The organism is Mucilaginibacter endophyticus, from assembly GCF_003351025.1.
Classification (GTDB): domain Bacteria; phylum Bacteroidota; class Bacteroidia; order Sphingobacteriales; family Sphingobacteriaceae; genus Mucilaginibacter; species Mucilaginibacter endophyticus.
In genome coordinates, this window is record NZ_QPCG01000001.1 from 1,711,653 (window position 1) to 1,724,267 (window position 12,615).

A 12,615-nucleotide genomic window follows, 5' to 3' on the forward strand; every position below is an offset into this window, starting at 1 on the left:
AATTGGGATAGGGTGCTGTCTATAAGGGTAAAATAACAACCTTATATCCAATGCTAACCTCAAAATATAGTAATTATACCCTTGCCGATTATTTAGAAGATGATGATTTTGTTCGTTCGGTCATCAATCCATCTGCAAATGATGGTTTATTATGGCAGGAAGTAGCTGCCCAATATCCCGGTCAGCGAAAAATAATTGCTGATGCATCAAAAATCATCACCACTTACCGAAAGCAGGACGTTTTTACCAATAGTACTAACCAGGAAAAGGTTTGGCTCAAAATAGCTGCTACTTTACAAACCGAACCTGCACGGCCAAAGGTGTTTTCATTAAACAGGTACCTGCGTGTTGCCGCGATGTTACTGCTGGTGTCATCTATAGGTATCGCGCTGTGGCTGACTAAAGCCCGCCAACAAGAAATAGACACCCCATTTGGCGAACTACGTACGGTTAACTTGCCCGATGGTTCAACCGTTGTACTTAACGGTAACTCAAAATTAAGCTACAAAGATAATTGGGATAAAAATCCGCGTGAGGTTTGGATAAGCGGCGAGGGCTTGTTTAATGTGAAGCATATCAATAAGGACCCTCATTCAATAAAACCGGCCGAAAGGTTTATCGTGCACTGCTCAGATATGAATATCGAAGTACTGGGCACAACCTTTAATGTACGGAGCCGTCACAATAAAACCGATGTAGGGCTGGTACAGGGAAAGATCAGGCTTGATTATGTCGATGCTGTATCTGCGAAGCAATCGCTGATTATGAAGCCGGGCGACTATGTGCGGCATGCTTATAAGAAAAATGTTACCCGCGTTTTCCTCCCAGCTCCGGAAAAAATTACCAAATGGACAAAGCACCAGCTTTTATTTAATGACGCTACCCTGGCGCAGATCAGCGAGATCATGACCGATGACTATGGTTATCATGTCAGTTTTTCAAGTCCTGAATTAACCACGCTCAAAATAGAGGGAGAGATAAATGTGCCGAATGTTGATGAGCTGATAGAAACCATCTCTACTACGCTTCCTGTGAAAATTATACGCACTGATAAAAATATCACTATTACTAAACAAAACTAACCCCCTAAACAAACATTTTATGCGAAAACTCGACTCATCAAATTTTTTTAGATGTTGCTGTTTCCTGATGGTTTTGCTCGGCCAGTCGGTTTACGGTTTTGCCCAGATGGCATTAACCAGTAACAACCGTGTGCACGCCAAAAGCTTCGGTTATACGGCACCCCAGGCTGTTGAAAGCAAGATCCTGCTAAAAGACGCGCTCGATAACCTGAAAAAACAGTTTAATATCCAGATAGCTTACCAGGAAGGCTTGCTTGATAACAAGTTTGTACCTGCAAATTTAACCAGCAACGTAAGCCAGCTAACACTTGATGATAATTTGAAACAATTGTTATCTGCTTTTCAGCTAACTTATCGTAAGATAAATGATAACCAGATCTCCATTTTTACAGTAAAGGATGTTAATGTGGCTGTTGCAGCAGTTACATTAACCGGTAAAGTTGTTGATGCAGGCGATGGCCAGCCGGTTATTGGCGCATCGGTTTACCTAAAAATGGATAATAAAGTAGGGGCAACCACTGATTTATCGGGTAATTTTAAGCTGATAATACCAGACAAGTATGCGGGTAAGCCTTTAACCCTTGTAGTGGCCTATGTAGGATATAACCAGGAGGAAGTTCCTGTTTCCGATCCGGCATCGCCTTTGCAAATTAAACTCGCGCAAAATAACAAAGCCCTTAATGAGGTTGTAGTTACCGCGCTTGGTATCAGCAAGCAGAAAAAATCATTAGGCTATTCTGTTACCGAGGTGAAGGGTACCGAATTTACCCAGGCACGTGAAAATAACGTAGCCAACGCGCTTACCGGTAAAGTTGCGGGTGTTAACGCGGCAGGTTTATCAACCGGTCCGGGCGGATCAAGCCGCGTGGTGATCAGGGGTAACGGTGGCCTTGCAGGCGACAACCAGCCACTATATGTGGTGAACGGTATGCCGATTGATAACAGTGTACCGGGCGGTGCAGCAACTGTTAATGGTATCACCAATAATGTTGACCGTGGCGATGGTATAGCTGCAATCAATCCCGATGATATTGAATCGATCAGCGTACTTAAAGGTGGTACTGCCGCGGCGCTTTATGGTTCAAGGGCTGCAAATGGTGTTATTTTGATCACTACTAAAAAAGGCCGCATCCAAAAAGGAGTAGGGGTTGAGTTTAACTCTACAGCTACTTATGATAATGTAGCGGTGTTCCCCGATTATCAGTATGAATACGGACAAGGCGACGGTGGCGTAAAACCAACCACATTGGCAGCTGCACAAGCCAGCGGAAGGCGCTCATGGGGAGCAAAAATTGATGGCTCAACCGACTATGTTGCTGTTGACGGGCTTGCACACCCTTATGTAGCGCAGAAGAATAACCTTAAAAACTTTTACCAAACAGGTAGCACTTATACCAATAGCCTTGCATTTGTAGGTGGCAATGAAGCCTTTACTTACAGGTTTTCGGCTGCCGATCTGAACAGTAAAGGTATTTTGCCGGGGACTACCTATGATCGTAAAACCTTTAACCTTGCGCTAAACGGAAAGCTAAGCAACAAGCTTTCAATAGAGGCATTAGCCCAGTATAACGTTGAAACAGGGCATAATCGTACCGGCGCGGGCGACGCGCTGGGCAACCCTAACTGGACACCGCTTGAAGTGGCCAACACGGTTGATGTTCGCTGGCTAAAACCAGGTTATGATGCCATGGGTAACGAGATGGTTTGGAATGACGCTTCTATTGCCTCAAACGGGTACTTTGTGATCAACAAGTATAAAGAAGACGACGTAAAGAACCGTTTTATAGGCCAGGGATCAATCATTTATTCGCCTATCAAAGACCTTACTTTTAAGGCAACTATCAGCCGCGACTTTTTTAACTACAACTATACTAATATACTGCCAACAGGTACATTGTATACCCCCAATGGTCAGTACGCCGGTATCAAGTCGGATGTATCTGAAACAAACGAGCTGGCTACAGTTAGTTACAGGACTAAGATCATCAGCGATTTAAACGTGGGTGTTTTGGGTGGTGTAAACAGCCGGAAAAACGCAACTAACCAGTTAACGTTTAGCGGTTCGCAATTTACTATCCCTTATTTTTACAGTTTTACCAACCTTGCTGTTTCATCAACAACGCCATATAATGCTAAAATCGTAACTAATTCGGTTTTTGGCTCGGCCGATTTTGATTACAAGAGCCTGGTGTTCCTGTCATTCACCGGCAGGAAGGATTGGTTTTCGACACTTAGTCCTAAAAGTAACAGCATTTTCTATCCAAGTATAGGCGGTAGCTTTATCCTTTCGGATGCGGTTAAACTTCCTGAATTTTTTAACATGGCCAAGCTGCGTGGCTCATGGGCGCAGGTAGGTGGCGGTGCTCCCGATCCGTATGTTATTAACCTTACTTACAGCAACGTACCAAGCGCCGGACAGCCGCTGCAAAACGTAACAAGCAACAACATCACCAACAGCAACCTTAAACCATATACTTCAACAACGTTTGAAGGCGGTTTTGAGTTACAGATGCTCAGGAACCGTTTAGGCTTGGATGTTACCTTGTATGATCGTAAAACAACCAACGATATCGTAAACACCGCCATCTCTTCAACGTCAGGCTATAATAACGTGATCCTGAACGTTGGCGAAGTAAGCAATAGGGGTATTGAGGTTTTATTGAACGGTACGCCTGTAAAAACAGCCAATTTTAACTGGACGGTAAGTTATAACGTAGCTTACAACGATAACAAAGTAGTTAAACTGGCGCCCGGTCTTAATACTATTCAGCTTGCTACTTCGGTAGGTAACTGGGGTATTTTAGATAACATTGAAGGTAAGCCGTTTGGTATGCTGGTTGGTACCCGTATGCAGAAGGATGCTAACGGAAATGTAGTATTTAATGCCACTACAGGCTTACCGGTGCAAACCCCGCTGCAGCAGCTTGGTAAAAGTGTTGCCCCGCTTACTATGGGTTTAACAAACGAATTCAGGTATAAGCGGTTCTCATTAAACTTCCTGGTTGACGGCAAGTTTGGCAACAAGGTGTTTTCTGTAATGGAAGTTTACGCCACCCGTTTAGGCTTGATGAAATCAACATTGCCGGGCAGGGAAAATGGCCTGGTATTGAACGGTGTTGATCAAACAGGTGCTCCTTATACCCGCACGGTGCCGGTAAGCGGATTAAGGTCATACTATGATAACTATAAAACATACTCCGACCTGTTTTTACACGATGGTAGCTTTGTTAAACTTCGCCAGGTTATCCTGTCGTATGCTCTTCCAACCAATCTTTTAAACAAAGTTAAAATCCAATCGGCCAGTATTTCATTCGTTGCCCGGAACCTTTGGACTATCTACAAAAAGACAGACAACTTCGATCCGGAGCAGAGCTTCACCAACAGTAATGCGCAGGGATTCGAGTCTATCGGTTTGCCGCGTACACGCTCACTTGGTGTAAACCTGGCTGTTAAGTTTTAATACTTTAAATTGAAAATGATGAAAAGACATTTAACCAAATATATTTATTGCTCACTGGTAATGCTTGGCATTATCAGCACACAATCGTGTACCAAAAACTTCGATACGCTTAACGTTAACCCCGATGCCTCGTCAAAAGCGGTGCCTCAGTACATTTTTACCAAATCGCAGTATGATGGTACTGCCCGCATGCTCGACCTATTGCTGGGAACTATGCAGTACAGTACCAGTTTTAATGACGTGGCAGGTTTCGGATCGAAATATGTATTGAGCCAGAGTCCGCAATCGGCAGCTGCTTTTAGTAATGCTTACCCTAACGAGATCAATGAATTGGTTGAAGTATTGAAAGCCGTTGGCACCGATGCATCACAGGTAAACCTGCAGGCCGAAGCTCGGATCTGGAAAGTGTATTGCTTTAGCCGTCTTACTGATTTGTACGGCGATATCCCTTATTCACAAGCCGCACAGGGTTATAACCAAGCGGTATATAAACCAGCTTATGATGCCCAAAAAGATATCTATGCCGATTTATTGAAGGAGCTTGATCAGGCAGCACAAAGTCTTGATGCTACCAAAACTACATTTGGCGCATCCGATTTGATTTATGGCGGTAATACGGTAAAATGGAAAAAATTCGCTTACTCATTAATGCTCAGGTGCGCCATGCGCATGACCAAGGTTGATATCGCGCAGGCACAAACCTGGGCTGCAAAAGCCATAGCCGGCGGCGTTATTCTGGACGATGCCGATGTTGCTAAAGTAGCTTATGTTGGTGCCGGACAGGACATCAACAAAAATCCATTAGCACTTGATCTTTACAATAACGATTATATAGCAGGTAACGGCTCTACCAATACCGAAGGCGGCAAGTATCAGGATGTTTTTATCAACTATCTGAAAACCAATAAAGACCCTCGCCTTGCTGTCGTATCTGTTGTGTGGAACGGTGGTGCGGCTGATACTACCTCGGCTATCCAAAAAGGCATGTCATCAGGCCTGAATGCCAAGCCTGCGGATTTTGTGACTTACTCGGAACCTAACCCTAAAACCATATTGCTGTTAAACTCTCCGAGGTTGGTTTTTACCGCTGCCGAAAGTTATTTCCTGTTATCTGAAGCCGCGGCAAGGGGCTGGTATACTGCTGCATCTGCAGAATCATTGTACCAGAGTGGTATAGCCGCGTCAATGCGTCAATGGAGCATTATTGCCGGTAGTGCGGGCACCATTACCACCGCGCAGATCAATTCATATATCAACGCGCATCCTTTTAATACCGGAGGTACGCTTGATCAGAAAATGGAGCAGATCTATACCCAGTTTTGGGTTGGTATATTCCCTGATGCGCAGGAGGTTTTTGCAAGCTACAGGCGCACAGGTTATCCTGCCCTTGTGCCTAATAATTATGTTGGTAATGCTACCGGTGGCAAAATATTCAGGAGGATGTTGTACCCGGTCGCTGAGCAAAACCTTAACGCCGCATCATATGCCGCCGCTATTGCGCGCCAGGGTCCCGATGATTTTTTAACCAGGATCTGGTGGGATAAACAATAATGTTGAAGTTTTATTAGTTGATGTTGTTTTAGGGAGGGCGTGGGGCCCTCCCTGATTTTTTTAAACCGTGTTTAATGTATAAGAATTACCTTTTTTTCCTATTGCTGTTTTGCGGTATTCAAAGCGCATCGGCACAAAATGATTTGGTTAAGGATGATAATGCAAGCAATTATAACCTGAATAAGCCCGAACGCGAACTCTGGCTTAAAAACACAGGTTTAGGTTTATTTATCCATTTTAGTATGGATAGCCAGTTGGGTGTGGTGATCAGTCACTCGCTGGTTGGTGCAAGTGATGATTATGTTAACCGGTATTTTAACGAGTTGCCTAAAACTTTTGATCCCTCAAAGTTTGATCCGCACCAGATAGCAACACTGGCTAAGTTGGCGGGGATGAAGTACATCGTTTTCACCACCAAGCATCACTCAGGTTTTTGTATGTGGGATACCAAAACAACAGATTTTAGTATAACTCATACACCGTATAAAAAAGACCTTTTAAAGGAATTTGTTGATGCTACACGCGAAGCAGGATTGCAGGTTGGATTCTATTTTTCGCCCGAGGATTTCAACTTTCTTAGAGATCATCATATTGCTATCAGTCGTACAGATGTTAAGATGGACGCGGAAACCCGCCGTGAATATGACGACTATACCCGGAAACAATGCGAGGAGTTGATGACTAACTACGGTAAAATAGATGTGCTTTTTATAGATGGCGATCCTAAAGAAGTAGTTAAACAAACCTGCTGGAAATTGCAACCGGATTTGCTGATAACCCGTGGAGCTATTAAAACTCCGGAGCAGATCATGCCCGGTGCTATGATCAATGAGCCATGGCTGTCATGCATTACCATGGGTACTGCCTGGGGATATCAGCCAACTAATGAGCGATATAAATCGGGCAGCCAATTGATAGGTTTGTTGATAGAAGCGAGGGCAAAAGGTGGTTCGCTTTTGTTGAACGTTGGCCCTAAGCCCGATGGTGCGGTACCCATTGAGCAGGAAGAACGGTTGCGCGAAATGTCGGCATGGTATTTTGTTAACCGCGAGTGTATTGACAGTGTACGAAGCTGGGTAATAAGTAAAGAAGGCGACGTTTGGTTCACCGCTAAAAATGGCCATACGCTTTACGCTATCGTCACCAATGCTGCCGATTGGAAGGAGGGGACCCGGAAAACTTTCCTGATCCGCTCGGCCATTGCCACTGATAAAACTCAGGTGAGCGTATTGGGACAAAATAGTAAAGTAATTGAATATAAAACCGATGACGTAAGTTGCAGATACAAACAAACCGATAAAGGTCTTGAAGTTTCGGTTGTTAAGGCCCAACGCATTTATGACGATCATCGCTGGCCTAACCCTGTGGTGATTAAATTAGAAAACGTTGATCCGGTTTTTAAAGAAGCCGCTATAGTTGAAACCGGCGCAAGTTTGAAAGTGAAAGCCGGAGCAGCTTTAAAAGGTAGAATGTTGAATTATAAAAGCATCTCAGCAAAACGTGCCCGGTTTGATTATCGCCCATATCACGGGCAGGTTGAAACATTGTATGCAGGCAGATGGACGGCGGGCACCTGGGTAAATATCAAAGCCGATGGTACATTTGAGGCAACACTCCCCTTAAAAGCCGATTATGAATATAAAGCGGTAGTAGAGCAGGCTAATGTTGAAATTGAAGGGGAGAGTAAGTTATTTAAGCCGTAGTATTTCTAAGAAGCGGTTTAAATTTGATGATTGTCGTTTATAGGTAGATAAAACCTCATTGCCGTTGGTTTTAACCAACGGAATAATAAGTAGTGATAACGGGGCTTCAGCCCAAAACCGCTTGTATAATTGGGCTAAAGCCAGGACTTTTTAGCTTTTTACCGTTGGTTAAAACCAACGGCAATGAATGTTTTTTAAACAACTTCTTAAGATTATAAAAAACGGGGTTGCGTAAGCGCAACCCCGTTTTTACTCCTAAAGGTCTTTAATATTATCGTTAGGGTTTCTGTCAATTAGTTTACTAAAAGGATCAACGCCTACTGAGGCTGGCTGACCTTTAACCACAATGCTGAATTGTTGTTGCCCACGTTTTAGTTTATACTTTTTGAGATATAAGGTGTTGCTTATCATCCGGTTATTTGTACCCTTAACCTGCTTGCCGAAGATGCCGATATCAATATAATCGTTCATGTTTACTGCCGGGATATCATTGTTTTTGGCGTCCTTCCATACCTTTTCAATGTTGAGTTTGAAGGTAACCCTGTATTCGTTTTTATTACCAGTGGGTTTACTGCTTACTTCGGTTATCCCATTATCATACAGCGTGATCTTTTGCCAGGTATCAGTAAGGTAATATTGCAGGGAGTCGGGTACATGCTTTTGAAGACATTGGTAAAGGTTGTTGGCTCCGGCAAACGGACCATCTGTTTTAAACGCATAGGCTTTTTTAAATTCACGTAATGCCACATTCAGGCTGTCTTCGCCAATCAGGTCGCGCAGGCCATACAAGGCAACGCTTGCTTTGCCTCCCCATAAAAACCATTGATTGGCTTTTATTAAAGGATGCTCGTTTTCATTGAGGTGTCGCCTGATGAACAGATAATACCATAACTGGTCAAGCACTGTGTAACGCATGTTATCCTTGCCATATTTGTGCTCGGCCATCACCAGTTGATCATAGTTTGATAACCCTTCTGGTATTACCAGGCTACCTATAGTACTGTTTGGGGCTACCTGAAAACGCCACCACTGTTGTGATAATAATCTTGTAGTATTGGCATAGCAATAATCAAAACTGTTAGGGTCCCTGAAATCGGCATTCCATCCAAAGTATTCGGCGTAAGTATTAAGCGTGGTCATAGATGCATCTCGCGGGCCGTAAACAGATGTTTCCACCAGGCGGATATCGTTAGACGGATAATCGCCGTAAACTTTACTATAATAAGTTAATCCATCCTTATAAGCGGCGATGTACCTGTCGATATTAGTGTTATGTTCAGGATGATAGTAAACCTCGATATTTACCTTATGATTCAGCTGGACGGTTGCTTTTTTTACGGCCAGTTTTTCGGATATGATACCCATTGGCATGTACATGCCCGGTTTATCCTGCACATAATGGAAATAGTTACGGCCGTTCTGTTGCCAGTTTTTTACAAGCCTACCGGGAGCAATAACAGTTTGACCGGCCAGGGTGCCTATAGTAATGTCAAGTTTAAGTAGGTCGGCCGCTCTGCCGGCTTTTAAGGTATTAATGCCTTTAGGATCATTCTGCTGAATTTCTTCTTCCTTTTTTTCGGGCAGACCAGCCTTTTTGCGTTCGTATGGGCTGCTTAGTTCGTCGTCTTCATCATATCCCAGGCCGGGTAATCCACCGTTAAAAAATGTGCCGTTATTAACCAGAGCCGCGGCATACATGCCGTTTGTAAATCCTTTATAAGCTATTTCTGAATTAATTTCAAGTGTTAATGAATCGCCAGGTATCAATGGTTTCGTAAACTGATATAAGCGAAAATCGGCGGTATCAACCTTCGGCCTGAACCAGTTGAAAAACCCACGGGGATAAAGCAGAGGATTTGTAAAAGGGACTGATACTCCACCGCTTTTAAGCGAATAAGCGGTAAGGTCATCACCATCCAGCAGCATTTGCGATATGGCAACTTTGTTTTTATTGGTTACAGTTACCCATGCGTGCGTAGATACTTGCTGTTTATTAGGATAAAGCTCCACCAGCATTTTGATATTGATTACTTTAGGTAAGGGCAGGCGCTCATATTTTTTTAGCGTTTTTTCATATAGCACAGCTCTCTCAGTGTTTTCGTTTTTGATAAGATAGCTGTTTAAAAAGCTTACGTTGTAATAGTTCCATGCACCAACGGCGATAAATGCTATTGCTACTAACGTAGTGATCAAAGTCGTGCTTTTATTAAAACGCTGTGGGAATAAGCGCAGCCGTTCTTTAAATGATGAGGTTACGCCACGATAATAAAACAATGCCGAAACAATGATGAGCAATCCGGCAAACAGCAGCCAATACAGGTTAAACCAATTAACGGGCGTTGCCATATGACCCATACCGGTCATGTCAGATATACCTGAAGATGGCGTATATGAATACAGTAGCAGGTTATAATCAAAAATGCCTGTTTTACGCAAAAAGAAAACTATCACCCATAAAAAAACGCCTATACCATGTGCCGCGAATTTGTTATGTATGATAACGTGTAGTGCATAACAAAAAACAACCATTTCCAGGAGTGAAGGCAGCAGTATGTAACCGATATAGATGAAATAGGCAGGCAAATTGAAGGTATAATAGCCTTTTAATAATTGAACAATGATGCCGGTTATAATGGGTATAAAAGATAGCCCGGTGCCAATAAGCAATAAGGTGATAAGCTTTGAACCGTTCAGAACCCAGTTTGGGGGCGGGAGCGAATCATTGATAAATGCATAGCGGGTAGCCCTGTCGCGGTGCAGGGTTTCGCCGGTATAAAACATGATGATAAAGAAAATGAAAAAGGGAAAGGCATCATTAAAAATTGCCAGGAGGGTAACCGTACGTGGAAAATCGGGTACGCCATACATGTTATTGCCAAGCCAAAGTACAAAGCCAAGAAACAAAGTGCCGCTCAGCAATATGATCCAGAAATAGTTATCGCGGATAATGTTCAATAGTTCAACCTTTATCAGGTTACGCAAAGTGATCCTGTTGTATTTGCCGGTAAAGCTAACTGCAGGTTTGATAGTAATGGCGGTCTTGGGTTTAACACCCACTTCGTCAATAGCCGCTTTATCGCGCCGGCCGCTAAAGAAACGTTCAAAACTGAACCGGAAATAGGTGAAAAGTACAACAACTATCCCTATACCTCCCCACAATATACGGTTGAGCATAAACGTACCGGTTACCGGAAATAAGGTGGTGTTTTGTTCAAGAGCGCTTGAATTGTTTGTTTGCATCCTGATGCCGTTAAGCCCAAAGGGATCGCTGAGGTTGATAACTGTTGGATTGTTAACGTGGTTAAGGAAAAATAGCGCGATAAAGTAAAACAAGAACAGTAGGATGCCGCCAAAATAAATCACTTTTACGTTGCGGGTGAGCGCCACAAGGCCAAAAAACAACGAAGAAGTGAATAAAACATTAGGCAACCCGATAGTAAAAAACGGGTGCAGGTAATAAATGAGGTTATTGGGGCCGTATTGTTTGGCATCTGTCCACCCCATAGCAGGCCCAAGCTTGGTGCCAATAAATGCGCCTATAATAACTGCCGTTGCTATGCCGATCATGAAAACAAATGAACCCAGGTAACGGCCCCAGAAATAACCGGTTTTTGTGATAGGGTAGGTTAAATAATAATCTTTTGTGTTATACTCAATATCGCGGTATAGCGCGGTGCCCATGATGGAGGAACTCACCAGCGTGATCATCATGGTGATGCCGGAGCACCATAAGGCGAGTACATAGGGCGCATTAATGTGCTCTTTTTCGCCCAGTGGTAATGAGCCTGTTGAAAAGGTAAACACTGTAAATACAAGTGCTGCCAAAAAATATAGGTAAACGGCTGGCCTGCGGACCCTATTCTGGATCTCGAACAGAAATATTTTAAGAAACATAAACTATTGGTTTATAGTAGGTTTAAATGGTGTCTACATCTATTCGTGTAGCGATGTTGCTGAAGTACACATCTTCAAGGTTGGGGGTGCTGCTGATAAAACCATTGTCAGGTTCGGCTTCGCTGATAATGCGGATGTGAAGTTTGCCGGTTTTAAGCTGCGTTGATATCACCTGGTAATCATCTTTGTAAAAGCCCAGTTCGGACTGTGTGATCACCTTGCTGTAGATTTTTCCATTCAGTTCGTTTACCGCGGTTTCCGGGTCGCCGGCATATAACACCTCGCCCTGGCAAATAATAGCGAAATTGGCGCAGAGTGTGCTCACATCCTCAACAATATGCGTTGATAGGATCACAATGGTGTTTTCTCCTAAACGACTTAGCAGGTTGTAAAACCGATTTCGCTCGGCAGGGTCAAGGCCGGCGGTTGGTTCGTCAACAATAATGAGTTTGGGATTACCAATTAATGCCTGTGCTATCCCAAAACGCTGTTTCATACCGCCGGAATAAGTGCCCAGGTGTTTTTTTCGGTCTTTATAAAGGTTCACGCTTTCTAACAGTTGTAGTACCAAGTCTTTACGTTCGGCATTATTGCCAACACCTTTCAACTGTGCAATATGGTCAAGCATGCGTTCTGCAGATATTTTAGGATATACACCAAACTCCTGCGGCAGGTACCCGAGTAGCTGGCGAACTTCGGTTTTGTTTTTCAATACATCCAGGTCATCTAAAAAAATGCTCCCTTTATCAGCCTCCTGCAGGGTGGCTATGGTGCGCATCAGTGATGATTTTCCGGCGCCGTTTGGGCCAAGCAAGCCAAACATCCCATTACTAAGGGTAAGCGAAACATCTTTTAAGGCATGTACGCCATTGGCATATGTTTTTGACAGCGAGTTGATTACTAATTTCATGATTTGCTAAGTTTT

6 protein-coding genes are annotated in these 12,615 nt (G+C 43.5%); 4 read left to right on the forward strand and 2 right to left on the reverse strand.

Annotation, left to right across the window (positions count from 1 at the left end; genetic code table 11):
* Positions 1-50 precede the first annotated feature (50 nt).
* The 4 genes from DUL71_RS07000 (at position 51) to DUL71_RS07015 (ending at position 7,796) form a co-directional block, all read left to right on the forward strand.
* Positions 51-1,082: a FecR family protein gene (locus DUL71_RS07000; RefSeq protein ID WP_114937346.1), complete on the forward strand. Its 1,032-nt coding sequence runs from the start codon at positions 51-53 to the stop codon at positions 1,080-1,082.
* Between the two features lie 19 nt (positions 1,083-1,101).
* Positions 1,102-4,542 carry a SusC/RagA family TonB-linked outer membrane protein gene (locus tag DUL71_RS07005; RefSeq protein ID WP_114937347.1) on the forward strand — a complete coding sequence of 1,147 codons (3,441 nt, stop codon included), beginning with the start codon at positions 1,102-1,104 and terminating at the stop codon, positions 4,540-4,542.
* Between the two features lie 15 nt (positions 4,543-4,557).
* The gene (locus DUL71_RS07010) at positions 4,558-6,093 is read left to right on the forward strand and encodes a SusD/RagB family nutrient-binding outer membrane lipoprotein (protein WP_244228710.1); all 1,536 of its coding nucleotides are present in this window, start codon (positions 4,558-4,560) and stop codon (positions 6,091-6,093) included.
* A 74-nt stretch (positions 6,094-6,167) separates the two neighbouring features.
* A complete protein-coding gene (locus DUL71_RS07015; protein WP_114937349.1) occupies positions 6,168-7,796 on the forward strand; it encodes an alpha-L-fucosidase in 1,629 nt (542 codons plus the stop codon).
* 255 nt (positions 7,797-8,051) lie between these two features.
* Here DUL71_RS07015 and DUL71_RS07020 read toward each other — a convergent pair whose 3' ends face one another.
* Together DUL71_RS07020 and DUL71_RS07025 are read right to left on the reverse strand one after the other, a co-directional pair.
* Complete coding sequence (locus DUL71_RS07020) at positions 8,052-11,690, reverse strand: ABC transporter permease/M1 family aminopeptidase (protein WP_114937350.1); 3,639 nt, start codon at positions 11,688-11,690, stop codon at positions 8,052-8,054.
* Between the two features lie 22 nt (positions 11,691-11,712).
* Complete coding sequence (locus tag DUL71_RS07025; protein WP_114937351.1) at positions 11,713-12,600, reverse strand: ABC transporter ATP-binding protein; 888 nt, start codon at positions 12,598-12,600, stop codon at positions 11,713-11,715.
* Positions 12,601-12,615 lie beyond the last annotated feature (15 nt).